At 66.5% G+C, this 25,394-nt stretch carries 20 protein-coding genes and 1 pseudogene; 10 read left to right on the top strand and 11 right to left on the bottom strand.

Annotated features, from left to right (window positions below; genetic code table 11):
- Positions 1-93: 93 nt before the first annotated feature.
- Entirely contained in the window at positions 94-774 is a 681-nt protein-coding gene (locus ACNFH5_RS03865) for a hypothetical protein (RefSeq protein WP_416744308.1), read from the bottom strand.
- A 65-nt stretch (positions 775-839) separates the two neighbouring features.
- Entirely contained in the window at positions 840-1,361 is a 522-nt protein-coding gene (locus ACNFH5_RS03860) for a hypothetical protein (protein ID WP_416744306.1), read from the bottom strand.
- A gap of 240 nt (positions 1,362-1,601) precedes the next feature.
- Between ACNFH5_RS03860 and glyA the strand changes: the two genes are divergently transcribed.
- From glyA to fdhA, 7 genes are all read left to right on the top strand, one after another.
- Complete coding sequence (gene glyA / locus ACNFH5_RS03855) at positions 1,602-2,855, top strand: serine hydroxymethyltransferase (RefSeq protein WP_416744304.1); 1,254 nt, start codon at positions 1,602-1,604, stop codon at positions 2,853-2,855.
- Positions 2,856-2,991: 136 nt separating this feature from the next.
- On the top strand, positions 2,992-4,242 hold the full coding sequence (locus ACNFH5_RS03850; protein ID WP_045214067.1) for a sarcosine oxidase subunit beta: 1,251 nt from the start codon (positions 2,992-2,994) through the stop codon (positions 4,240-4,242).
- Positions 4,243-4,438: 196 nt separating this feature from the next.
- Positions 4,439-4,768, top strand: a complete 330-nt coding sequence (locus ACNFH5_RS03845; protein WP_416744303.1) for a sarcosine oxidase subunit delta — start codon at positions 4,439-4,441, stop codon at positions 4,766-4,768.
- Positions 4,768-7,788 (top strand): sarcosine oxidase subunit alpha, encoded by a 3,021-nt coding sequence (locus ACNFH5_RS03840; RefSeq protein ID WP_275609326.1) that lies wholly within the window; start codon positions 4,768-4,770, stop codon positions 7,786-7,788. Before ACNFH5_RS03845 ends, ACNFH5_RS03840 begins: the two co-directional genes overlap by 1 nt.
- 172 nt (positions 7,789-7,960) lie before the next feature.
- Positions 7,961-8,596, top strand: coding sequence for a sarcosine oxidase subunit gamma (locus ACNFH5_RS03835; protein ID WP_416744301.1), 636 nt, complete (start codon positions 7,961-7,963; stop codon positions 8,594-8,596).
- Positions 8,597-8,688: 92 nt separating this feature from the next.
- Entirely contained in the window at positions 8,689-9,546 is an 858-nt protein-coding gene (locus tag ACNFH5_RS03830; RefSeq protein WP_416744300.1) for a formyltetrahydrofolate deformylase, read from the top strand.
- A gap of 400 nt (positions 9,547-9,946) precedes the next feature.
- Positions 9,947-11,146, top strand: a complete 1,200-nt coding sequence (fdhA, locus tag ACNFH5_RS03825) for a formaldehyde dehydrogenase, glutathione-independent (RefSeq protein WP_045214055.1) — start codon at positions 9,947-9,949, stop codon at positions 11,144-11,146.
- Positions 11,147-11,326: 180 nt separating this feature from the next.
- Here fdhA and ACNFH5_RS03820 read toward each other — a convergent pair whose 3' ends face one another.
- The 9 genes and pseudogenes from ACNFH5_RS03820 to ACNFH5_RS03780 form a co-directional block, all read right to left on the bottom strand.
- Complete coding sequence (locus ACNFH5_RS03820) at positions 11,327-11,722, bottom strand: lysozyme inhibitor LprI family protein (protein WP_416744298.1); 396 nt, start codon at positions 11,720-11,722, stop codon at positions 11,327-11,329.
- Between the two features lie 108 nt (positions 11,723-11,830).
- The gene (locus ACNFH5_RS03815; protein ID WP_416744296.1) at positions 11,831-13,408 is read right to left on the bottom strand and encodes a fatty acid--CoA ligase; all 1,578 of its coding nucleotides are present in this window, start codon (positions 13,406-13,408) and stop codon (positions 11,831-11,833) included.
- A 447-nt stretch (positions 13,409-13,855) separates the two neighbouring features.
- Positions 13,856-14,968, bottom strand: a complete 1,113-nt coding sequence (locus ACNFH5_RS03810; protein ID WP_416744294.1) for a class II histone deacetylase — start codon at positions 14,966-14,968, stop codon at positions 13,856-13,858.
- Complete coding sequence (locus tag ACNFH5_RS03805; protein ID WP_054909650.1) at positions 14,965-16,356, bottom strand: purine-cytosine permease family protein; 1,392 nt, start codon at positions 16,354-16,356, stop codon at positions 14,965-14,967. The genes ACNFH5_RS03810 and ACNFH5_RS03805 overlap by 4 nt, the downstream gene beginning before the upstream one ends.
- Positions 16,357-16,422: 66 nt before the next feature.
- Complete coding sequence (locus tag ACNFH5_RS03800; RefSeq protein ID WP_416744293.1) at positions 16,423-17,469, bottom strand: ABC transporter substrate-binding protein; 1,047 nt, start codon at positions 17,467-17,469, stop codon at positions 16,423-16,425.
- A 344-nt stretch (positions 17,470-17,813) separates the two neighbouring features.
- Positions 17,814-19,196: an aspartate aminotransferase family protein gene (locus ACNFH5_RS03795; protein WP_416744291.1), complete on the bottom strand. Its 1,383-nt coding sequence runs from the start codon at positions 19,194-19,196 to the stop codon at positions 17,814-17,816.
- Between the two features lie 12 nt (positions 19,197-19,208).
- A pseudogene (locus ACNFH5_RS03790) lies at positions 19,209-19,309 on the bottom strand (hypothetical protein); the annotation flags it as partial.
- Positions 19,310-19,368: 59 nt separating this feature from the next.
- Complete coding sequence (locus ACNFH5_RS03785; RefSeq protein WP_416744289.1) at positions 19,369-20,862, bottom strand: aldehyde dehydrogenase; 1,494 nt, start codon at positions 20,860-20,862, stop codon at positions 19,369-19,371.
- Positions 20,863-21,044: 182 nt separating this feature from the next.
- Positions 21,045-21,842, bottom strand: coding sequence for a carbon-nitrogen hydrolase family protein (locus tag ACNFH5_RS03780; protein ID WP_416744287.1), 798 nt, complete (start codon positions 21,840-21,842; stop codon positions 21,045-21,047).
- Between the two features lie 203 nt (positions 21,843-22,045).
- On the opposite strand from ACNFH5_RS03780, the gene ACNFH5_RS03775 reads away from it, so the two are divergent.
- The 3 genes from ACNFH5_RS03775 to ACNFH5_RS03765 all read left to right on the top strand — a co-directional run bounded on the left by ACNFH5_RS03775 (position 22,046) and on the right by ACNFH5_RS03765 (position 25,329).
- Positions 22,046-22,954 carry a LysR substrate-binding domain-containing protein gene (locus ACNFH5_RS03775; protein WP_416744286.1) on the top strand — a complete coding sequence of 303 codons (909 nt, stop codon included), beginning with the start codon at positions 22,046-22,048 and terminating at the stop codon, positions 22,952-22,954.
- A gap of 428 nt (positions 22,955-23,382) precedes the next feature.
- On the top strand, positions 23,383-24,411 hold the full coding sequence (locus ACNFH5_RS03770) for a DUF5924 family protein (RefSeq protein WP_416744285.1): 1,029 nt from the start codon (positions 23,383-23,385) through the stop codon (positions 24,409-24,411).
- Positions 24,412-24,489: 78 nt separating this feature from the next.
- Positions 24,490-25,329: an acyl-CoA thioesterase gene (locus ACNFH5_RS03765; protein WP_416744284.1), complete on the top strand. Its 840-nt coding sequence runs from the start codon at positions 24,490-24,492 to the stop codon at positions 25,327-25,329.
- The last annotated feature ends 65 nt before the right edge of the window (positions 25,330-25,394 follow it).

The raw sequence follows: 25,394 nt of genomic DNA, 5'->3' as shown, positions 1-25,394 counted from the left end.
CGGTAATGAGCGATACCGAGAATTTTCCTAAGAGCTAGGTGAGATGGAGGATCAGAAACTGGAATGACTTACTGTCACATATCTCTCTATCTGTCAGGGCAGCTTGGTCAGTGCCATCTGCTCGGAGATCGGCACGAACAGCTCACGCAGGGACTGGGCGGTACCGCCGTTGGGCTTGTCCGGCGAGATCATGTTGAGCACGTAGCGGCCCTTGATCAGGCCGGTCATGCTCGACTCGCCAGCCTTGTCGTCCGGGCCCGGCACGCTGATGGCCAGCGGGTCGCCCATGCGCGTGCTGTCGATCACCGGCAGGTACTGCTCGCCGCCGAACTGCGCGGCGGTGCCGTTCTGCAGTGCGGCCTGGCGGGCCTGGTTGAGCAGCGAGACGTTCTTGGCGGTGGTGTCGCGCAGCTTGGCCTGGGCGGCCAGGTACTGCTTGGCGGCCTCGCCCTGCTGGTCGGCACCTGGCGCCGGCAGGCCGGTGTCGGTCAGGGTCACGACCAGGTGCTGGCTGCCGTCGGCCTTGCCGTAGACGATGGTGGCGTCGTCGTAGCCGCACTCGCGGGACAGGTAGGGGTAGCCGTAGATGGCCTTGGTCGGCGGCAGCGCCTTCTCCAGCACATGGCCAGTGCAGCTGTCGCCCGCCGGGGTGGCCGCGGCGGCAGTGCTGGCGGCTTCAGGCGCCTCGGCCTTGGCGGGTTTGCTGTCGTCACCACAGCCCTGCAGCGTCGCGGTGAGCAGCAGGGCGGAAAGCAGAGTCAGGGAACGGTTCATGGCGTCCTCGCATTTCGTGAGGGGCGCAGTTTAGTCCCTTGGCCCAATGGTTCCTATCGCCAGCTTCATTGCGGGGGTTTGCAGACCCAGCGCCCCTGCTTGTCGTCATAGCCGGCATCGAGCACCGCCACCCCGGTGCCGCGCGCTTCCAGGCAGAAGGTCTTCATGAAGGTCGCACGCAGACCATCCCCGGCGCTGTCGCGCCCGCCGAGGGTGACGTTGTACAGGCCAGGCTCCAGGGGCCGCGCCGGGACTTTCTCGCGGAAGCCGGTGATGGCCTGGCCATAAGCGAAGCAGGTGTCGCTGCGCAGCGGCGCGCCCTGGGTCGGCTCGATGCTGGCGGACGACCAGAACGGCTCGTAAGGCTCACGGGAAACGTCGATGTACTGCACCGCCACCTGCCGTTCATCCACCTGCAGCGTCCGGTTGAAGAACAGGCCGGGCGATTTGAACGCCGCGCCGCCGAAGCACAAGGTCCGGCCCCGCACCCAGACGTTGGCGTCGCCGTCGAACAAACGCGACATGCCCCAGGCCGGCGGCATCAGCAGGACAAGGCACAGCGATCCGGATAGACAGCAGCGTTTCATCGCCAGGGCTCCGCGGGCCGCGCCGTCCTGGCGCGGGCATGTCGCATTCTGACCAGCCGCTGCGCGCAATTCCACGCACCCGGTCGCTTTTACGCCCTTCACGGCATGTCGCAAACGCACCTACCCGCGACGTGCGCAGGCATCTGGACCGAATGAGCCAGTCATACCATCGCTGCCAAGGGGGCCAGTTTGCGCCTCGCACCAGCCATGGCGCTCCAGCGCGCCGCAGGGAGACCAGCGATGTTCAGCAAGCAAGATCAGATCCAGGGCTATGACGACGAACTGCTCGCGGCGATGGATGCCGAGGAAGCGCGCCAGGAGGACCACCTCGAGCTGATCGCTTCGGAGAACTACACCAGCAAGCGCGTCATGCAGGCTCAGGGCAGCGGGCTGACCAACAAGTACGCCGAAGGTTATCCGGGCAAGCGTTACTACGGCGGCTGCGAGCATGTGGACAAGGTCGAACAGCTGGCCATCGACCGCGCCAAGCAGCTGTTCGGCGCCGACTATGCCAACGTCCAGCCGCACTCCGGCTCCTCGGCCAACTCCGCCGTGTACCTCGCGCTGATCAACGCCGGCGACACCATCCTGGGCATGAGCCTGGCCCACGGCGGCCACCTGACCCACGGCGCCAAGGTCTCCTCCTCCGGCAAGCTGTACAACGCCGTGCAGTACGGCCTGAACACCGACACCGGGCTGATCGACTACGACGAGGTCGAGCGCCTGGCGGTGGAACATAAGCCCAAGATGATCGTTGCCGGCTTCTCCGCCTACTCCAAGACGCTGGACTTCCCGCGCTTCCGCGCCATCGCCGACAAGGTCGGGGCGCTGCTGTTCGTCGACATGGCCCACGTCGCCGGCCTGGTTGCCGCCGGCCTGTACCCGAACCCGCTGCCCTACGCCGACGTGGTCACCACCACCACCCACAAGACCCTGCGCGGCCCGCGCGGCGGCCTGATCCTGGCCAGATCCAACGAAGAGATCGAGAAGAAGCTCAACTCCGCCGTCTTCCCCGGTGCCCAGGGTGGCCCGCTGATGCACGTGATCGCCGCCAAGGCGGTGTGCTTCAAGGAAGCTCTGGAGCCCGGCTTCAAGGACTACCAGGCCCAGGTGATCAAGAACGCCCAGGCCATGGCCAAGGTATTCATCGAGCGTGGCTACGACGTGGTGTCCGGCGGCACCGACAACCACCTGATGCTGATCAGCCTGGTGAAGCAGGGCCTGACCGGCAAGGAAGCGGACGCCGCCCTCGGCCGCGTCGGCATCACCGTGAACAAGAACGCCGTGCCGAACGACCCGCAGAGCCCGTTCGTCACCTCCGGCATCCGCATCGGCACCCCGGCGGTCACCACCCGTGGGCTGAAGGAAGAACAGTGCCGCGAGCTGGCCGGCTGGATCAGCGACGTGCTGGACCACCTGGGCGACGCCGACGTGGAGGCGAAAGTCGCCACCCAGGTCGCCGGGCTGTGCGCGGACTTCCCGGTCTACCGCTAAGTATCGCAGCGCTTTTGTAGGAACGAGGGGGGCGCCTAGCCCTTGCTCGCGAACCAGCCCCGCCGCGAGGCCATTCGCGAGCAAGCTCGCTCCTACGAAGAGCGGCACCGCGACAAGAGATATTCAGGAGCACCCCATGCAACGCTACTCCGGCTTCGGCCTGTTCAAGCATTCCCTGAGCCACCACGAGAACTGGCAGCGCATGTGGCGCACGCCCACGCCCAAGCCGGTGTATGACGTGGTCATCGTCGGCGGCGGCGGGCACGGCCTGGCGACCGCCTACTACCTGGCCAAGGAGCACGGCATCACCAACGTCGCGGTGATCGAGAAGGGCTGGCTGGGCGGCGGCAATACCGCGCGCAACACCACCATCGTGCGTTCCAACTATCTGTGGGACGAGTCGGCGCTGCTCTACGAACACGCCATGAAATTGTGGGAAGGCCTGTCTCAGGACCTCAACTACAACGTCATGTTCTCCCAGCGCGGCGTCTACAACCTCTGCCACACCCTGCAGGACATGCGCGACGGCGAGCGCCGCGTGAGCGCCAACCGCCTCAACGGCGTGGACGGCGAGTTGCTCAACGCCCAGCAGGTGGCCGAAGAGATTCCCTACCTGAACTGCACCAAGAGCGCCCGCTACCCGGTCATGGGCTCCACCGTGCAGCGCCGTGGCGGCGTCGCCCGACACGATGCCGTGGCCTGGGGCTTCGCCCGTGCCGCCGACGCCCTTGGCGTGGACCTGATCCAGCAGACCGAAGTGATCGGCTTCCGCAAGCAGGACGGCGCGGTGATCGGCGTCGAGACCAACCGCGGCTTCATCGGCGCCAAGCGCGTCGGCGTGGTCACCGCCGGCAACTCCGGCCACATGGCCATGCTCGCCGGCTTCCGCCTGCCGATCGAATCGCACCCGCTGCAGGCACTGGTCTCCGAGCCGCTGAAACCCATCATCGACAGCGTGATCATGTCCAACGCCGTGCACGGCTACATCAGCCAGTCGGACAAGGGCGACCTGGTCATCGGCGCCGGCATCGACGGCTACAACGGCTATGGCCAGCGCGGTTCCTACCCGGTGATCGAACACACCCTGCAGGCCATCGTCGAGATGTTCCCGGTGCTCTCGCGCGTACGCATGAACCGCCAGTGGGGCGGCATCGTCGACACCACCCCGGACGCCTGCCCGATCATCGGCAAGACCCCGGTGAAGAACCTGTTCTTCAACTGCGGCTGGGGCACCGGCGGCTTCAAGGCCACACCCGGTTCGGGCAACGTCTTCGCCGCCACCCTCGCCAAGGGCGAGCCGCATCCGCTGGCCGCGCCCTTCTCCATCGAACGCTTCCACACCGGCGCGCTGATTGACGAACACGGCGCCGCGGCCGTAGCTCACTAAAAGCCGCCCGAAGGGCGAAATCTGATGACCCTCTCCCTTCAGGGAGAGGGTGCCCGAAGGGCGGGAGAGGGTGCTGAAGGCGCGAGCCGACCCTCGACTGAAACGAAACAACGGGAGAGCGACCCTCTCCCCAACCCTCTCCCTGATGGGAGAGGGTGCCGGTCAGCCGGCAAGATCAGTTTCCGGAGGCTACAAAATGCTGAATATCTTCTGCCCCCACTGCGGCGAGCTGCGTTCCGAAGAGGAATTCCACGCCAAGGGCCAGGCGCACATCCCGCGCCCGCTCGATCCTGCCGCCTGCACCGACGCCGAGTGGGGCGACTACATGTTCTTCCGCGACAACCCGCGCGGCATCCACCACGAGCTGTGGGTGCACGCCGCCGGCTGCCGCCAGTACTTCAACGTCACCCGCCACACGGTGACCTACGAAATTCTCGAAACCTACAAGATCGGCGAAAAACCCAGTGTGACCGCCGCTGATTCCGAGAAGAAAGCCGCTTCCCAGCCTGCCGTGGAGAAGGCCTAATGAGCCAGATCAATCGCCTTTCCCGTGGCGGTCGCATCGACCGCAGCAAGCCCCTGACCTTCACCTTCAATGGTGAGACCTACCAGGGCTTCGCCGGTGACACCCTGGCCGCCGCGCTGCTGGCCAACGGCGTCGACATCCTCGGCCGCAGCTTCAAGTACTCCCGCCCGCGCGGCATCGTCGCCGCCGGCGCCGAAGAGCCCAACGCCATCCTGCAGATCGGTTCGCGTGAAGCGACCCAGGTGCCCAACGTGCGCGCCACCCAGCAGGCGCTGTACAACGGCCTGGTGGCCAGCGCCACCAACGGCTGGCCGAACGTGCAGAACGACCTCATGGGGATCTTCGGCAAGGTCGGCGGCAAGATGATGCCGCCCGGCTTCTACTACAAGACCTTCATGTACCCGCAGTCCATGTGGCTGACCTACGAGAAGTACATCCGCAAGGCCGCAGGCCTGGGCCGCGCGCCCACCGAAGTGGACCCGGACAGCTACGACTGGATGAACCACCACGCCGACGTGCTGATCGTCGGTGCAGGCCCTGCCGGTCTCGCCGCCGCCCTGGCTGCCTCGCGCAGCGGCGCGCGGGTGATCCTCGCCGATGAACAGGAAGAGTTCGGCGGCAGCCTGCTCGACACCCGCGAAACCCTCGACGGCAAGCCCGCCGCGGAGTGGGTGGCCAAGGCCATCGCCGAGCTGGAAGGCAACCCGGACGTGATCCTGCTGCCGCGTTCCACCGTCAACGGCTACCACGACCACAACTTCCTCACCATCCACGAGCGCCGTACCGACCACCTGGGCGAAACCGCTCCGCTGGGCCAGGTGCGCATGCGCGTGCACCGCGTCCGCGCCAAGCGCGTGGTGCTGGCCGCCGGCGCCCACGAGCGCCCGCTGGTCTACGCGAACAACGACGTGCCGGGCAACATGCTGGCCGGCGCCGTCTCCACCTATGTACGCCGCTACGGCGTGGCGCCGGGCAAGAAGCTGGTGCTGTCCACCAACAACGACTACGCCTACCGCGTCGCCCTGGACTGGCAGGAAGCCGGCCTGGAAGTGGTCGCCATCGCCGATGCGCGTCCCAACCCGCAAGGCCAGTGGGTCGAGGAAGCACGCAAGCGCGGCATGCGCGTCATCACCGGCAGCTCGGTGATCGAAGCCCGCGGCAGCAAGCGCGTGACCGGCGCCAAGGTGGCATCCATCGATACCTTCCGCATGAAGGTCAACGCCCCGGGCGATTGGCTGGACTGCGACCTGATCGCCAGCTCCGGCGGCTACAGCCCGGTGGTGCACCTGGCTTCGCACCTGGGCGGCAAGCCGGAATGGCGTGAAGACATCCTCGCCTTCGTACCCGGCCTGGCCTTCCAGAAGCGCATCTGCGCCGGCGCGGTGAACGGCGTGTTCCGCCTCGCCGATGCCCTGGCCGACGGCTACCAGGCCGGCAGCCAGGCGGCAGTCGACGCAGGCTTCAAGGCCGTGGAAGGCGACCTGCCGGCTGCTTCCGAGCGTACCGAGGAAGCTACCCTCGCGCTGTTCCAGGTGCCCCACGAGAAGTCCACCTCCCGTGCGCCCAAACAGTTCGTCGACACCCAGAACGACGTCACCGCCGCCGCCATCGAATTGGCCTGCCGCGAGGGCTTCGAGTCCATCGAGCACGTCAAGCGCTACACCGCGCTGGGCTTCGGCACCGACCAGGGCAAGCTGGGCAACATCAACGGCCTGGCCATTGCGGCCCGCGCCCAGGGCAAGAGCATCGCCGACACCGGCACCACCATGTTCCGCCCGAACTACACCCCGGTGACCTTCGGCGCCGTCGCCGGCCGTCACTGCGGTCACCTGTTCGAACCCGTGCGCTTCACCGCCCTGCACGCCTGGCACGTGAAGAACGGCGCCGAGTTCGAGGACGTCGGCCAGTGGAAGCGCCCGTGGTACTTCCCCAAGCGCGGCGAAGACATGCACGCCGCCGTGGCCCGCGAATGCCGCGCCGTGCGTGAATCGGTCGGCCTGCTCGATGCCTCCACCCTGGGCAAGATCGACATCCAGGGCCCGGACGCCCGCGAGTTCCTCAACCGCGTCTACACCAACGCCTGGACCAAGCTGGACGTGGGCAAGGCCCGCTACGGCCTGATGTGCAAGGAAGACGGCATGGTCTTCGACGATGGCGTCACGGCGTGCCTGGCGGACAACCACTTCGTCATGACCACCACCACCGGCGGCGCCGCCCGCGTGATGGAATGGCTGGAGCTGTACCACCAGACCGAATGGCCGGAGCTGAAGGTGTACTTCACCTCGGTCACCGACCACTGGGCCACCCTGACCCTGTCCGGCCCCAACAGCCGCAAGCTGCTGGCCGAAGTCACCGACATCGACCTGGACAAGGAAGCCTTCCCCTTCATGACCTGGAAGGAAGGCAAGGTCGCCGGCGTCCCGGCGCGGGTGTTCCGCATCTCCTTCACCGGCGAGCTGTCCTACGAGGTGAACATCCAGGCCAACTACGCCATGGGTGTGCTGGAAGCGATCGTCGCGGCGGGCGCCAAGTACAACCTGACCCCGTACGGCACCGAGACCATGCACGTCCTGCGCGCCGAGAAGGGCTTCATCATCGTGGGCCAGGACACCGACGCCTCGGTCACCCCGGACGACCTGAACATGGGTTGGGCGGTGGGTCGCACCAAGCCGTTCTCCTGGATCGGCTGGCGTGGCATGAACCGCGCCGACTGCCAGCGCGAAGACCGCAAGCAACTGGTCGGGCTGAAACCTACCAACCCCATGGAAGTCCTGCCCGAGGGTGCGCAGCTGGTGTTCAACACTCAGCAGTCGATCCCCATGAACATGGTCGGCCACGTCACCTCCAGCTACATGAGCAGCAGCCTCGGCTACGGCTTTGCCCTGGCGGTGGTCAAGGGTGGTTTGAAGCGCATGGGCGAGAAGGTCTACGCCCCGCTGGCCGATGGCCGGGTGATCGAGGCGGAAATCTGCAGCTCGGTGTTCTACGACCCGAAAGGGGAACGGCAGAACGTGGATTGATTCGGAGCCGCCGGCTGCCCTCACCCTGACCCTCTCCCAGGGGGAGAGGGGACAGTTTGGAGCCGCCGGCGAGCACGACACTCACAGCACACTCAGCTCGGCCCCCTCCCCCTCCGGGAGAGGGCTGGGGTGAGGGGAAACAGGCGATAAGCGCCCCCAAGGTGAACAGAACATGAGCAAAGCCAACCTCTACGAACAGCGTCCCGAAGCCGGCATCCAGGCCGAATCGCCCCTGCACCACGCCGAGCTGGACAAGCTTGCCAGCCGCAAGGTGGCCAATGCCGGCGTGACCCTGCGCGAGAAGAAATTCCTCGGCCACCTGACCCTGCGTGGCGACGCCCACGACCCGGCCTTCGCCGCCGGCGTGAAAAAGGCCCTGGGCCTGGAGCTGCCGGTCGCCCTGACCCTGGTGGCCAAGGGCGACACCTCGCTGCAGTGGCTCGGCCCGGACGAGTGGCTGCTGATCGTCCCCGGTGGCCAGGAATTCGCCGTCGAGCAGAGCCTGCGCAAGGCCCTCGGCGAAGACCTGCACTACTCGGTGATCAACGTCAGCGGCGGCCAGACCCTGCTGGAACTGGAAGGTGCCAAGGTCCGCGAAGTGCTGATGAAGTCCACCAGCTACGACGTGCACCCGAGCAATTTCCCGGTGGGCAAGGCGGTGGGCACCATCTTCGCCAAGTCCCAGCTGGTGATCCGTCATACCGGCGAGCACACCTGGGAGCTGGTGGTTCGCCGCAGCTTCTCCGACTACTTCTGGCTGTGGCTGCAGGACGCCTGCGCCGAGTACGGCCTGCAGGTGGCGGCGTGATACGTGAGGACCGGTGAGGGACTGGCGCCAGAGCCACCCTCACCCCCAGCCCCTCTCCCAAAGGGAGAGGGGCGATTGTTCGGAGCCAGACCATGAGCCGCACACCCGATACCTGGATCCTCACCGCCGACAGCCCGAGCCTGCTGGGCACGGTCGACGTGGTCACGCGCTACCTGTTCGAGCAGCGCTGCTACGTCACCGAGCACCATTCGTTCGATGATCGCCTGGCGCAGCGCTTCTTCATCCGCATCGAGTTCCGTGCCGGCGACGGCTTCGACGAAGCGGCCTTCCGCGCCGGCCTCGCCGACCGCGTCTCGCCCTTCCAGATGAACGTCGAGCTGACTCCGCCGGGCTATCGCAGCAAGGTGGTGATCATGGTCTCCAAGGCCGACCACTGCCTGAACGACCTGCTCTACCGCCAGCGCATCGGCCAACTGCCGATGGACGTGGTGGCGGTGGTCTCCAACCACCCGGACCTGGAACCCCTGGCCCGCTGGCATGGCATCCCCTACCACCACTTCCCGCTGGACCCGAACGACAAGGGCGCGCAGGAGGCGAAGGTCTGGCAGGTGATCGAGGAAACCGGTGCCGAACTGGTGATCCTCGCCCGCTACATGCAGGTGCTCTCCCCCGAGCTGTGTCGCCGCCTGGACGGCTGGGCGATCAACATCCACCACTCGCTGCTGCCCGGTTTCAAGGGGGCCAAGCCCTACCACCAGGCCTACCAGAAGGGCGTGAAGCTGGTCGGCGCCACCGCCCACTACATCAACAACGACCTCGACGAGGGCCCGATCATCGCCCAGGGCGTCGAGCCGGTGGACCACTCCCACTACCCCGAGGACCTGATCGCCAAGGGCCGTGACGTGGAGTGCCTGACCCTGGCCAAGGCCGTGGGCTACCACATCGAGAAACGCGTGTTCCTGAATGCCAATAGGACAGTAGTGCTGTAAGCACAGCCCGTACCTGTAGGGCGCATAACGCCACAGGCGTTATCCGCCATGACGCCTGCAACGGCGGATGGATGGGACTCATCCGCCCTACGCGTCACCTCGGAGTGCGGCGCGCGCTGTAGAGCGCCCTCTTCCTGGCCCTCTCCCTGAAGGGAGAGGGGATATCCGAGCGAGGGCCGGGCTCCGTGCCATCCGGCCACACCGTACAGCCCCCTCTCCCTTCAGGGAGAGGGTTGGGGAGAGGGTCTTGAAGCCCGCTCCCAAGCACCGAGCAACACCGACAGCCCAGCCGGCTGCCTGCAGTACCGACCGGCCCTGTCGCGCAACACACGACATCCCAGTGCAGAACCGCGCGCCGCAAGGCCCGCCTTTGTACCCACAAACACAATGAGGAATGCGTATGTCTGGCAATCGTGGTGTGGTTTATCTCGGCCCGGGAAAGGTCGAGGTCCAGAACATCCCCTATCCGAAGATGCAGGACCCGCAGGGCAAGCAGATCGACCACGGGGTGATCCTGCGCGTGGTTTCCACCAACATCTGCGGCTCCGACCAGCACATGGTCCGTGGCCGTACCACCGCGCCGGAAGGCCTGGTGCTGGGCCACGAGATCACCGGTGAGGTGGTGGAGATCGGCCGTGGCGTGGAAACCATGAAGATCGGCGACCTGGTCTCGGTGCCGTTCAACGTGGCCTGCGGCCACTGCCGCACCTGCAAGGAGCAGCACACCGGCGTCTGCCTGACGGTCAACCCGTCCCGCGCCGGCGGCGCCTATGGCTACGTCGACATGGGCGGCTGGGTCGGCGGCCAGGCCGAGTACGTGATGGTCCCTTACGCCGACTTCAACCTGCTGCGCCTGCCCAACCGCGACGCGGCGATGGAGAAGATCCGCGACCTGACCTGCCTCTCCGACATTCTCCCCACCGGCTATCACGGTGCGGTGACTGCCGGCGTCGGTCCGGGTAGTACCGTCTACATCGCCGGTGCCGGCCCGGTGGGCCTCGCCGCCGCTGCTTCGGCCCGCCTGCTGGGCGCCGCCGTGGTGATCGTCGGTGACGTCAACCCGACCCGCCTGGCCCACGCCAAGGCGCAGGGCTTCGAGATCGCCGACCTGTCCAAGGACACCCCGCTGCACGAGCAGATCGCTGATCTGCTGGGCGAGCCGGAGGTGGACTGCGCGGTCGACGCGGTGGGCTTCGAGGCCCGCGGTCACGGTCATTCGGGCTCGCAGCACGAGGCTCCGGCCACCGTGCTGAACTCGCTGATGGGCGTGGTGCGGGTGGCCGGCAAGATCGGCATTCCGGGCCTCTACGTCACCGAGGATCCGGGCGCGGTGGACGCGGCGGCCAAGCAGGGTTCGCTGAGCATCCGCTTCGGCCTGGGCTGGGCCAAGTCGCACAGCTTCCACACCGGCCAGACCCCGGTGATGAAGTACAACCGCCAGCTGATGCAGGCGATCATGTGGGACCGCATCAAGATCGCCGACGTCGTCGGGGTGGAAGTCATCACCCTGGACCAGGCGCCCAAGGGCTATGGCGAATTCGATGCCGGCGTGCCGAAGAAATTCGTCATCGACCCGCACAACCTGTTCCGCGCCGCCTGACGGCGCACTTGCTCCCGGCCACGCTCCCCCGCGTGGCCGTCTCTCCAGGGGAGCCGCAAGGCTCCCTTTTTTTGCCCGCACGGCTGGGACGTGTAGGAGCGAGCTTGCTCGCGAACCCGCCCAACGCCGGCGCAACCGGGAAGTCCGTTCGCGAGCAAGCTCGCTCCTACAGAAGAGTCGTCAGGGCTTGGGCGCGGGACAGTTGAAGTCGCCTTCCTGGCAGTCCGAGAGCGTCTGCAGCTCCTTGATGCGCTGATCGGTCATGGCCTTGAGGCAGTTGCCGTAGGCCATCGGGTAGCCGGAGCCGCCCTCGACGCTGGAGGTCTCGAATTTACAGCTGAGGTCACGGTAGTTCAGCCAGGCTTTCTGCGCGGCGGTCAGGGCCTTCTTCTGCCCGGCATCCAGCCGTTGGCGGTACTGCCCGTAGAGGTCATTGAGGCGTTTGTCGCTGGCCTTGTAGGCCGCACCGGTGCAGGCGTTGATCTCACCCTGGGTCTGCGCGCCGGCGCAGTCGGAAGCGGCCCGGGCGGAGGCGCAGAGGGCCAGCAGGGCAAGGGGAAGTAGCAGGAGCTTCATGGCGACGCTGTCCGTTGTTCTGGATGAAGCCCCTACTCTAGCCGCTTGACCTGACCCAGTGGCCCGCTCCTGCCGGATCACTGCGTACGCCGTCTCGATCCCGGTCGCCTAGTTGACCTGACGCGTACGCCCCACCCAGTAAGGCTCCCGTAGCGCCCGGCGCAGCAATTTGCCGGCGGGATTGCGCGGCATGGCGTCGATGAAGTCGATACTCTTGGGCACCTTGAAGCTGGCGATACGCTCACGGGCCCAGGCCAGGATACTGTCGGCATCGGCTGCGACGCCGGCGCGCAGCACGACCATCGCCTTGACCGCCTCGCCCCACCGCTCATCGGGCACTCCGATCACAGCCACATCGGCAACGGCCGGATGACCGTAGATGGCGCTCTCCACCTCGGCCGGGTAGATGTTCTCCCCACCGCTGATGATCATGTCCTTGACCCGGTCGTGGATATAGAGATACCCATCCGCGTCCAGGTAGCCGGCGTCGCCGCTGCGCAACCAGCCATCAGCGTCGATGACGCGGGACGTGTCTTCGTCCTGCTTCCAGTAGCCGGCCATGTTCTGTGGCGAGCGGATCACCACTTCGCCGACCTCTCCGGGCGGCAGCCTGCGGCCGTCCACCCCGACCACCGCCACCTCGCAACCGGGCATGGCCTTGCCGGCGGCGCGCATGCGCGGAACATCGGCGGGGGTATGGTCCTCCGGCGGCAGCGCCACGATCGTGCCCGTGGTCTCGGTCATGCCATATTGCTGGACGAAACCACAACCGAAGACCTCCATGCCCTCGCGCAGCAGCGCCGCAGGAATTGGCGAAGAGCCGTAGAGCATGTGCTTGAGCCGCGAGTAGTCCACCTGGCGGACACGTGGATCGCGCAGCACGATCTGCAAGGCCGCCGGCACCATGAACAGTTTGCTGACCCGATCGTGGGCGATGTAGTCGAGCACCTTGCTCGGGTCGAACTCGCGTGCCACGACCCCCTTGCAGCCAGACAGAATGCCGCGCACGCCCCAACCCGAACCGCCGATATGCGCGACCGGCATGGCCACCAGCGAGACGTCGTCGTCGCTCCAGAGCGACCAGTCCGCGCCCTCGCATAGCGAAATCCGGGTTCCGCTGGTCAGGTTCCGATGCATCAGCATCACGCCCTTGGGACGACCTGTCGTGCCCGACGTGTAGAGCTGGAGCACCACGTCGGCAGGCTTCGCCTCGTGCGCCGGCGGGGTACTCGGGCAGGCGTCGCGCCAGTGGCTGTAAGCCGGCCAGTCGGGCTCCCCGCTCTCCATTGCCACCGCACGGCGAACCAGCGGCAGCGTCGGGAGCAGGTTGCGTACCGAAGCCGCTGATTCGGCGCCGACGAAGACCAGTGTCGCGTCGCAGTGCGCAACGATGTACTGGATCTCGGGCCCGGCCAGCCGCCAGCTCACCGGTGTGATAACGGCCCCCATCTTGGCCGCGCCGAAGAACAGTTCGAAATAGTGGTCGCTGTTCTTGCCGACATAGGCGATTCGGTCGCCAGCCTTCACCCCGTCGGCCAGCAGCGCCTGCGCAACACGGTCGGTATGGCGATCCAGATCGGCAAACGTGGTTTCGCGGCCTTCGAAGGCATACGCAATGGCCCCGGCCCGCTCTTGGGCGAAGTGGCGAATCGCGCTGGGCAGTGTCGCGAGGTATTCCGTGTCCATGAACCTGGCCTCCTGTTCTGATTGTTGTAGAGGATGGGTAACGATTTTTCAGGGGGTGCTGAAAGGCGTCGTCAGCGCGGCGCCAAACGCGGACTGGCGCGCACCGAACCTGCGGGCAGGTCGCCTGAGGACAGGTGTTGTTCCTCGCTGAATCGGAAATCCACTGGCGCGTCGTTCGGTGCGAACGAGACTCGGGCATTCTGGGCGACGCCCGTCATCCCAGCGACGTTCGAAGGAACTATTCGTGCTGAGTGAGAACGGCGTCCACTACCCGATGGCCACTCGCATCAGGCGAGGAAAGCACCGGGATCGCCCCGGGCCTGGGTCTGCGAACACTCATCGGCCAGCGTCTGCCGAAGCGGCAATGGCAGCCGCGGGACAGAAGCCCAGCGTTGGTGGACGGATCGACCGTCAGGTTCGATCCGCCCACTCAGGCACGCGGCAAGCTCAGCCCAGCAGCTTCGCCGCCATCCGCTCCAGCGCCTGGCGCTGGAAGGCGCGGAAGTCCGCGTCGGGCTGCTGGCCTTCGAGCATCGGCAGGAAGGGATCGACCACTTCGGTACGTACGCCGGCCATTTCCTCGATCACCGCATGACCGCAGAACGGCACGTAGGCTTCCGCGTAACCGCCCTCGTGCACCACCACCAGCTTGCCGGCGCACAGGCGCTCGGCAGCATCGCGCACGGCGGCGGTCATGAAGCGGAAGGTCTCGCTGTGGGCGAGCATGCGTGCCAGCGGGTCCACGCCGTTGGCGTCGAAGCCGCTGGCGACCACGATCAGCTCCGGCTGGAAGCGCTCCAGCGCCGGCACGATGATGGTCTCCATGGCCACGCGGTAGGCATCGTCACCGCTGCCCGGATAGAGCGGCACGTTGAGGTTGTAGCCCTTGCCCGCACCCTCGCCGATATCGCCCACCGCACCGGTGCCGGTGGGGTAGCAGTCGGCCTGGTGGATCGACAGGGTCAGCACGTCGTCGCGGCCGTAGAAGATCGCCTCGGTGCCGTTGCCGTGGTGCACATCCCAGTCGAGCACCGCCACGCGCTTGATCCCATGGCGCGCCTTGGCCGTCTCCACCGCCACGGCGATGTTGGCCAGGTAGCAGAAGCCCATGCCGCGATCCGGCAGGCAGTGGTGGCCCGGCGGACGGGACAGCGCGTAGGCGTTGTCCAGTTCCCCGCGCAGCACCGCGTCCACCGCGGCGATGGTCAGGCCAGCGGACTGCCGCGCGATGTCGTAGGTGCCATGGCTGACCATGGTCTCTTCGCCCATGTCGCCGTGGCCGGCTTCGCTGTAGGCCTTGAAGCGCTCCAGGTAGCTGGTCGGGTGCACGCGCAGCAGGTCTTCCTCGCTGGCCAGCGGCGCGCTGGACAGATGCAGCTGGTTGCTCAGGCCGGAGACATCCATCAGGCTTTTCAGCCGGCGCTTGCTCTCCGGCGACTCGGCATGACCGCCGCCCACCGGCGGCTGCAACCAGCCACCGACGGGAAGAATCAGCGCGTGCAGCCCGGTCGCATGCCAGAAGCAGCGCTCGTCGAAGAAGAACCCGGTCCGACGGCTCATGCGCGGGCCGCCTTCAGGGCACGCTGGCGCTTGCGGCTGAACAGCCAGTAGACCGGCGAGACCACGCCCAGGCCGACGACCCAGGAGATGTCCGCGCCGTTCATGGCCTGCGCCGCCGCACCGGTGTAGAGCGCGGTGGACATGAACGGAACCTGCACCAGGATGCCGAGGATGTAGCAGTTCACCGCGGTCCAGTTGAAGGTGCCGTAGATGCCGCCGTCGCGGCGGAAGAACGACAACACGTCGTACTCACCGTGAGCGATCAGGTAGTAGTCGACCAGGTTGATCGCGCTCCAGGGCACCAGCACGTAGAGCAGCAGCAGGATGAAGTTGGTGTAGTTGGCCATGAAGTTGTCTTGGCCGAGCAGGGCGATGGTCAGAGAGCCGCCGAACAGCGCCAGGGCGATCACCGCGCGCCAGCCGGCCTTGGCCGACCAGGCGGGGATCAGCGTCTGGCCGACGGTGATGGCCGAGAGCGTGCCGCAGTAGAGGTTCATCGAGTTGGTGGCGGCGATGCCGATGGAGAACACCGCGACCATGATGGCGCTGAAGCCGCCGGTCATCTCGATCAGGCCGGCAATGACGTCGCCTTCGCCCACCGACAGGCCGACCAGCACACCCAGCAGCATCGGCAGGATCGAGCCCAGGCAACAGCCCCAGTAGCTGGACCAGAACGCGGTGCGCGAACCAGTGCCCTGCGGCATGTAGCGCGAGTAGTCGGAAACGTAGGGCGCATAGGCCAATTGCCACAGGGCGGCGATGGACAGCGCGCCGAGGAAGCCGGGGATGTTGTTCTCGTTGCGCTGCAGCAGGTCCGCCGGCAGGCCGTGGACGAACACCAGCCAGACGAAGCTGACCAGCAGCACCGCGCCGGACAGCCAGGACATCACGCGGGTGTAGCCGTGGATCAGGCGGTAGCCGAACACCGTGGCGATCACGCTGATCGCGCCCACCAGCAGGATGCCGGTGTTGGTGCCGATCACCTCGAAGCGCGCATGCAGCGCCTGGCCGCCGAGCACCAGGTTGGAGGCGAAGAAGCCCAGGTACATGATCACCACCAGGGCGACCACCAGCAAGGAGCCGAAGGAGCCGAACTGGCCGCGGGTCTGCACCATCTGCGGTACGCCCAGCTGCGGGCCCTGGGCCGAGTGCAGGGCCATGAACACGCCACCTACCAGGTTGCCGAGCACCAGCGCCAGCACGGCGGCGAAGAATGGCAGCTTGAACACGGTGACCGCCAAGGCGCCGGTGACCACGGTCAGCAGCATGATGTTGCTGCCGAACCAGATGGTGAAGAGGTCGCGGGCGCGGCCGTGTCGTTCGTGTGCGGCGATGGGCTGGATGGTGCTCAGCTCCAGAGTCGTCGCCTGGTTTTGCGTCGTTGTCATTGTGGTTCTCACGCGTCGTTGGCAAGGCAGGCCCGGCGCAAACGCCGGGCTTGGATCAGGAAAGGATCAGCGGGCGGCCCAGGCGTTGAAGCGCTGTTCGAGCTCTTCGCCGTGGTCGACCCAGAAGGCCGCGTCCACCGAACGGGCGCCCTCGAGGTTGGCCGGCGCGGTGGGCAGCGCGTCGCGCACGTCCGCCGGCAGCAGGTCCAGCGTGCCTTTATGCACGGGGCCGTAGGGGATGTTCTCGGAGAAGGTCTTCTGGGTTTGCGGCTGGCTGGCGAAGGCGATGAACTTCTCGGCCAGCGCCTTGTTCGGGGTGCCTTTCACCACGGCCCAGTATTCCGGGTCGTACAGGCTGCCCGGCCAGACGATGCCCAGCTTCACACCTTCCTTCTGCGCGGCGGCAATGCGGCCGTTGTAGGCGGCGCTCATTACCACGTCGCCGGCGGCCAGCCACTGCGGCGGTTGCGCACCGGCTTCCCACCACTGGATGTTGCCCTTGAGCTGGTCGAGCTTGGCGAAGGCACGGTCGACGCCTTCTTTCGTGCCGAGCACCTTGTAGAGGTCGTCCTGTTTCACGCCGTCGGCCAGCAAGGCGATTTCCAGGGTGTACTTGGCGCCCTTGCGCAGGCCGCGCTTGCCCGGGTATTCGCTGGTGTTCCAGAAATCGGCCCAGGATTGCGGGGCCTTGGCGACCTTGGTGCCGTTGTAGGCCATGACCATGGACCAGACGTAGGTGGCCACGCCGCACTCGCTGAGGGTGCCGGGAACGAAATTCTTCTCTTCGCCGATGGCCGCCGGGTCGATGCGCTCGAACAGGCCTTCCTCGCAGCCGCGCAGCAGCTCGGGGCTTTCCACCTCGACCACGTCCCAGGTGACCTTGCCGACGTCGACCATGGCTTTCACCTTGGCCATCTCGCCGTTGTATTCGCCGGCGACGATCTTGCCGGCGCCGCTGGCCTCGAAGGGCTTGAAGTAAGCCTGCTCCTGGGCCGCCTTGGTGGCGCCGCCGAAGGAGATGACGGTGATGCTTTGGGACTGCGCGTTAACACTGCCGACAGCGGCAGCGAGGGCACAGGTGATGGAGATGCGCGTGAGCAAGGACACTTTCATGGAACGACTCCCACAGCCGGATTGGCGTTGTTGTGTTGCTGGGCAGTACTCCCGGCCAGAAGCCGGGCAAAAGGGTTCCATCGCGCGGGCGTCTTCGCGCTCGCGGCGTTGTTCTGGAGCTTGTTCTTCGTAGGAGCGAGCTTGCTCGCGAACAATCGGCGCTAGCGGGTTCCCTCTCCCCCGCCCTCTCCCTGAAGGGAGAGGGAGCTATCCGAGCCGGCTGACACCACGGCATCAGCCGGCACCGATCCAGTCCCCTCTCCCTTCAGGGAGAGGGTTAGGGAGAGGGGCCATCCCCCGAGGCACGGTTCGCGAGCAAGCTCGCTCCTACAGGGAAAAGCGGCTTACAGCACGCCGATTTCCTGGGCCGTGCGATCCACCGCGCGGCGAGTCTTGTCAACCAGCTCGTCAATCTCGGCACGGCCGGCGACCAGCGCCGGGGCCATGATCATGCGGCCGAGGGTGGAACGGATGATCACGCCTTCCTCGAAGCCGATGGTGCGGCAGCGCCAGGCGATGTCGTTCTCGTTGTCGAAGCGTTTGCGGGTGGCCTTGTCCTGGACGAACTGCAGCGCGGCGACGAAGCCGGTGCCCTGGATGTCGCCCACCAGCGGGTGGTTGCCGAAGACCTCGCGCAGGCACTGCTGCAGGTAGGGGCCGGTGTCGTTCTTCACCGCATTCACCCAGCCCTCGTCACGCAGCGCGCGCAGGTTGGCGACGGCAATGGCGGCGGCCACCGGGTGGCCGGAGTAGGTCAGGCCGTGGGCGAACACGCCACCCTCTTCCACCAGCGCCTGAGCGATGCGCTTGCTCAGCACCAGGCCGCCCATGGGGATGTAACCGCTGGTCAATCCCTTGGCGATGGACAGGGTGTCGGGCTGGAAGCCGAAGTGCTGGTGGGCGAACCACTCGCCGGTACGGCCGAAGCCACCGATCACTTCGTCGGCGCACAGCAGCACGTCGTACTGGCGGCAGATGCGCTGGATTTCCGGCCAGTAGCTTTCCGGCGGGAAGATCATGCCGCCGGCGCCCTGGAAGGGTTCGGCGATGAAGCCGGCAACGTTGTCGGCGCCCAGCTCGAGAATTTTCTCTTCCAGCTGCAGGGCGCAGCGACGGCCGAACTCGGCCGGGGTCAGGTCACCGCCGGCGGCGAAGAAGTAGGGTTCGTCGATGTGCGCGATGTCCGGGATCAGGCCGCCCATCTCGTGCATGAACTTCATGCCGCCCAGCGCGGTGGCCGCCAGGGTGGAGCCGTGGTAGCCGTTCCAGCGGCCGATCATGATCTTCTTCTGCGGCTTGCCTTCGATCTGCCAGAAGCGGCGCACGGTACGGATCAGCACCTCGTTGGCCTCGGAGCCGGAGTTGGTGTAGATCGCGTGGCTGTAGTGGTCGGGCAGCAGGCTGAAAAGGGTCTCGGAGAGCTCGATCACCGCCGGGTGGGTGGTGTGGAAGAACATGTTGTAGTACGGCAGCTCGTCGAGCTGGGCGGTGGCGGCGGCGGTCAGGTCCTTGCGGCCGTAGCCCAGGTTGGTGCACCACAGGCCGGACATGCCGTCGATGTACTTGTTGCCGTCGTTGTCCCAGAGGTGCAGGCCTTCGCCGCGCACCATCACGCGCGGGCCTTCGGCGTTCAGCGCCTTCTGGTCGAGGAAGGCATGGATGTGGTGGGCCGCATCCGCTTTCTGGTATTCACGGGTGTCGCGCGGGGCGCGGGTGTTGTCGGTCATCGACTTTCTCCTCTATCCCTCGGCGGTGCTCCGGCAGCCGGCCTGAGGGGTCTTCAGGGGATCGAGGGCGACGGACTTACCTGGGCAGTCTCACCGGCCGTCTCGAACGGTTCGGTTAGCAATCGGGGTATTGCTCAGGCGCCGGGTTCGACCCCGGCGGCCTGTCTTGTCTTCAGTCGCGCAGCTGGAACCAGGTGGTCTTCAACTGGGTGTACTTGTCGAACGAGTGCAGCGAGAGGTCGCGGCCGAAGCCGGACTGCTTGCCGCCACCAAAGGGAATCGCCGGGTCCAGCGCGTCCACGGTGTTCACCGACACGGTGCCGGCATTGAGCTTGCGGGCCACGCGGTGAGCGCGGTGCAGGTCATCGCTCCACAGCGAAGCGGCGAGGCCGTAGATGCTGTCGTTGGCCATACGCACGGCTTCCTCTTCGCTATCGAAGGGGATGACTGCAAGCACCGGGCCGAACACTTCGTCGCGGGCCAGGGACTGTTCCGGGCGCACGCCGGTGAAGATGGTCGGTTCGATGAAGTTGTCCGAGCCATTGAAGCTCAGCTGGCGGCCGCCGCAGGCGAGCTGCGCGCCGTCGCTCTGGGCGCGGTCGATGCAGGCCATGATGCCGGCGGTCTGCTTGTTGTCGACGATGGAGCCGGCGCGGCTGGCCGGGTCCAGCGGGTCGCCGGGCGCCCAGTCGCGGGCCTTGGCGATCAGGCGCTCGACGAATTCGTCATGGATCGAACGCTCCACCAGCAGGCGCGAGTTGGCCGAGCAGACTTCGCCCTGGTTGAAGAAGATGCCGAAGGCGGCTTTTTCAGCGGCCAAGTCAAGGTCGCGGCAGTCGGCGAACACCAGGTTCGGGCTCTTGCCGCCGCACTCCAGCCAGACCTGCTTGAGGTTGGACTGCGCGGAATACTGCATGAAGTACTTGCCGACCTGGGTCGAGCCGGTGAACACCAGGGCGTCCACGTCCGGGTGCAGGCCCAGCGCCTTGCCGGCGGCTTCGCCCAGGCCCGGCACGACGTTCAGCACGCCTTCGGGGACGCCGGCTTCCAGCGCCAGCTCGGCCAGGCGCAGGGCGGAGAACGGCGACTGCTCGGCGGGCTTGAGCACCACGGAGTTGCCGGCGGCCAGCGCGGGCGCCAGCTTCCAGGCGGCCATGTCGAGGGGGAAGTTCCACGGCACCACGGCGCCGATCACGCCCAGCGGCGTGCGGGTGATGGTGGCCAGGGCGTTCTGCGCAGTCGGGGCGACCTGGTCGTAGAGCTTGTCGAGGCTTTCGGCGTACCAGGAGAACACGCCAGCGGCGCCAGGCACGTCGATGTTCCAGGCGTCCATCACCGGCTTGCCCATGTTCAGCGTGTCGAGCAGGGCCAGCTCGTCGCGGTGGGTCATCATCAGCTCGGCGAGCTTCTGCAGCACGGCCTTGCGCTCACGCGGCGCCATGCGCGCCCAGGGGCCGGTCTCGAAGGCCTGGCGGGCAATGCGCACGGCGGCGTCGATCTCGGCCGCGCCACAGGCGGCGACATTGGCCAGCAGGCGATTGGTCGCCGGGTCGATGGACGCGAAGGTCGCACCATCCTGCGCGGCCACGCGGCGGCCGCCGATCAGCGCGCTGTCAATGAAGGTCTGCCGGGCAGCACGCTGCCGCCAATCGTTGAGCTCGTACACCAGGGCACTCCGTAGAGGATCGTTGTTGTTGGAATGTGGATTGGATGGTCGCCCAAGGCCTTGCCAAGGAAAATTATTAAATTTGTCTTCGGCCTATATGAAAAAGCTGGGCAACCTCGCACCGGAGCAGAGCATGACGCGCCATTTCGGTGCGCGCCTGCGCACCGCTGCAGGGCCCGTATTCAGCGGGTCAGCGCGCCGTACAACTGGGGGCGACGGCACGCCAGGTAGGGGAAGGTCTCGGCCTGGCGGGTACGCTGCTGCGCATCCAGGTCAACGATCAGCAGACTCTCCGCGGGCCCGGCGGCAGCCAGGCGCTCACCATCCGGCGCGACGATGCAGGAGCCGCCGAGGAAGGCCAGTCCGTCCTCCACGCCGCAATGGTTGCAGTAGGCGACGAACAGCTGGTTCTCCACCGCCCGCGCCGGGACGATCACGCCCGGCACCGCGCCGTATTCCGGCGTCAATGCGGTGGGGATCAGGATCAGCCCGGCGCCATTGAGCGCGTGGGTACGCACCGCCTCGGGGTACTCCACGTCGAAGCAGATCAGCAGGCCGATACGCCAGCCGGCATAGTCGAACGGGGCTTCCAGTACATCGCCGGGGCTGAATACTTCCCGCTCCATGGCACCGAACAGGTGCGCCTTGCGGTAGTGCCCGATGGCGCTGCCGGATGGGCCGATCACCTGCACCGAGTTGTACGGTTTGCCGCCCTGCGGATGGCGTTCGGCGTAACCGTAGGCGATGGCAACGCCATGCTTGCGCGCCAGTTCGCCGATGCGCCTGGCCGACGGCCCGTCCGCCGCCTCGGCCAGCTCGTTCATGCGCTGTGGCACGTTGTAGCCGCCCAGCCACAGCTCGGGGCAGAGCAGCAGTTGCGCGCCGGCGGCGGCCGCGGCGCCGGCCTGGCGCTCCAATTGGTCGAGGTTGCCGGCAACATCGCCGGGGAGGCCGCAGGTCTGCCAAAGGGCCATGCGCATGAGCTTTACTCCAGGCTGCGTGTACGGGATTTGCAGGTCGTTTCACCGACTGCGCTGGAGTATGCCCGCGCCCGGAGGGTCGCAGCAGGCGGCCAAGGCCATGAAAAATGTGGTCCCCGGCGAGGAAAATCTTCGCCACGGGCCGCCCCCGCCGGCCGGCCCAACGCTGTATCTTGTATAAAAAAGCATCAACGAGGCGTGCAGTGGCTTCCTATACCTTGCGGCAATTGAAGTATTTCGTGACGACCGTGGAATGCGGCAGCGTGGCCGAAGCGTCGCGCAAGCTGTATATCGCGCAGCCGTCCATCTCCACGGCGATCAAGGGGCTGGAAGAGAGCTTCGGCGTGCAGCTGTTCATCCGCCACCACGCCCAGGGCGTGTCGCTCACCCCCAGTGGCGCGCGCTTCTACCGCAAGGCGCAGGAACTGCTGCGTATGGCCCATGAGTTCGAGCAGAACGCCCTGGCCGACAACGACGTGGTGGCCGGGCAGATCGACATTGGCTGCTTCGAGACCGTCGCCCCGCTCTACCTGCCGCGCCTGATCTCGGGCTTCCGCGAACGCTATCCGGGCGTGGAAATCCGCATCAGCGACGGCGAGCAGCAGGAACTGGTGCAGGGCCTCACCGCCGGCCGCTTCGACCTGGCGCTGCTCTACGAGCACGACCTCGACGCGACCATCTCCACCGACCCGCTGATGCCCGCCCAGCGCCCCTACGCGCTGCTGCCGGAGAACCACCGCTTCGCCAAGCAGGACAAGGTCTCCCTGCGCGACCTGGTGCTGGAACCGATGATCCTGCTGGACGTGCAGCCCAGCCGTACCTACTTCGTGCGTATCTTCGAGGAACTGGGGCTGAACCCGCACATCGCCTTCAGCTCGCCGTCGATCGAGATGGTGCGCGGCATGGTCGGCCAGGGCTTCGGCTTCTCGGTGCTGGTGACCCGCCCGCACTCGGAGTGCACCTATGACGGCAAGAAGGTGGTCATGGTGAATATCGCCGAGGACGTCAGCGCCTCCGGCCTGGTCGCCGCCTGGCTCAAGCGCGCCCAGCTGACCAAGCCGGCACAGCTGTTCGTCGACTATGCGCGGGAAGAGTTGAGCGGGAAGCACTGACGCCGTTTTTCGCTTTTCGCTTTTCGCTTTTCGCTTTTCGCTTTTCGCTTTTCGCTTTTCGCTTTTCGCTTTTCGCTTTTCGCTTTTCGTAGGAGCGAGCTTGCTCGCGAACCCGCCCAACTGCGAGGCCTGTTTGCTCGCAAGGACTGCCCGCGCCGGGGCGGCCCATGCCTGGGACTTCCCGCCCCGGCACCGTGCTGTTCGCGAGCAAGCTCGCTCCTACAAAGAGCCGCCTGGCCGCAACGCATACCACCGGCGCTATCCTGTGGGCGCGCGTGCTCGCGCACTGGCTTCGGAGCGGGGCGCACAGGCAGGGCTGGGGTGAGGGAAACACCCAGGCACCGAGCCCCTCCCGTCACTCCCCGTGCCCCTCACCGACATCCAGCGTTACAATCTCGCCCCCTTTCGTTTTCGTAATGCCCCGCCCCATGCTGATCTGGAAAGAGCGCGTGCAGCGCCTTATCACATTCGTCCTCGGCCTGCTGCAACGCTACCCGCGCGTCATCGCCCTGTTCGGCTTCTGCTCCGGGGTCTTCAGCTTCATCATGGTGGACCGCCACCGCGCCGGTTTTGCCCGCGCCATGGCCATCGTCATGCTGGTCAGCTGGATCTGGCTGATGCTGGAAAACCTCCTGACCAAGCGTTTCAAGAGTCGCTTCGGCTGGGAAGTGCCGCCCGGCCTGCTGCGCTATGCGACCCAGCTGATCCACCAGGAAAGCCTGTTCTTCTGCCTGCCGTTCTTCTTCGTCACCACCACCTGGAACAGCGGTCAGGCGCTGTTCACCGGCGTGCTGACGCTGGCGGGGCTCGCGGCGATCACCGACCCGGTCTACTACAAGTGGCTATCGGTGCGGCGCTGGACCTTCCTCGGCTACCACACCCTGACCCTGTTTGCGGTGCTGCTCACCGCGCTGCCAATCATCCTCCACCTGAGCACCCCGCAGAGCTACCAGGCGGCACTGGGCATTGCTGTGCTGCTGTCGTTCCCGAGCCTGGCGGTGACGGTGAAGATCCACAAATGGTGGCGCTGGTTCGCCCTGGTCGGCCTGACCCTCTCCATCGGCGCAGTGGGCTGGTTCGCCCGCGCCTGGGTGCCGCCGTCGACCCTGTGGATGACCGAGATGGCGGTGACCGAGAGCTTCGACAACGCCCAGCGCACCCCCGGCGACAGCCTGGAGACGGTCAGCGTCGCGCAGATCAAGGCCCAAGGTCTCTATGCCTACACCGCGATCAACGCACCGCGCGGGCTGAACGAGCGCATCTATCACGCCTGGCGCAAGGACGGCCAGGAAGTCGACCGCATCGCCCTGGACATCAAGGGCGGCCGCGAAGCCGGCTACCGCGCCTGGACGCACAAGCAGAATTTCCCCAACGACCCGAGCGGGAAATGGCAGGTACAGGTGCTGACGGAGGCCGGCCAAGTCATCGGCACGCTCCGGTTCGAGGTCACGCCCTGACCCTCCGGTTCGCTTGACCAGCCTCGGCGCTTTCCCCTAAAAGACCCTCTTCCGAGAACAAAAAGCGCCGAGAGAGTCATGACCGATACTGCCTTGCACCCGTTCGACCGCGCCGTGGCCCTGCAACCCGTGGCCGGCCAGCCCAACCTCTACGAGGGCCACACCAGCCAGGACTACTGGAACATGGTCGGCCCCTTCGGCGGCGTGACCGCCGCGGTCCTGCTGCAAGGCGCGCTGCGCCATCCGCAGCTGCTCGGCAGCCCGGTGTCGCTGACGGTGAACTACGCCGCTGCAGTCGTGGCCGGCGCCTTCCAGGTCGAAGCCATCCCGGTGCGCACCAACCGTTCCACCCAGCACTGGCTGTTGCAATTGACCCAGGCCGATGAAACCGGTGAACAGCAGGTCACCACCACCGCCACCCTGGTCACCGCGCTGCGCCGAGAAACCTGGAGCCTGACCGATATCCCCGCGCCGGATTTCGCCCCGCCCAGCGACTTCGAACCGATGAGCCCGGCCGCCAAGGGCGTGGCCTGGCCCAAGCAGTACGAGATGCGTCCGGTGTCCGGCGCCTTCCCGACGAAATGGGACGGCAGCGGCGAGACCAGCCGCAGCCAGCTCTGGCTGCGTGACGCCCAGGACCGCCCGCTGGACTTCCTGTCCCTGGCGGCGATGAGCGATATCTTCTACCCGCGCGTGTGGCTGCGCCGCGCCACTCCAGTGCCGGCCGGCACCGTGTCGATCACCACCTACTTCCACACCGACGCCGCGCAGATGGCCGAAGTGGGCAGCGGCTACCTGCTGGGTGACGCCCGCGCCCAGGAATTCCGCAACGGCTTCTTCGACCAGAGCGCGCAGCTGTGGAGCCAGTCCGGCGAGCTGCTGGCGACCAGCAACCAGATCGTTTACTACAAGGAATAAGTGCCTCAGACCCGTTCTCGGAGGGGCATGGGTCACCTGCAGGAGCGAGGGGGACGCCCAGTCCT

Source organism: Pseudomonas sp. NY15435, from assembly GCF_048068295.1.
In the GTDB taxonomy this organism is placed as follows: Bacteria; Pseudomonadota; Gammaproteobacteria; order Pseudomonadales; family Pseudomonadaceae; genus Pseudomonas.
This window is presented reverse-complemented; position numbering and strand designations above follow the sequence as displayed.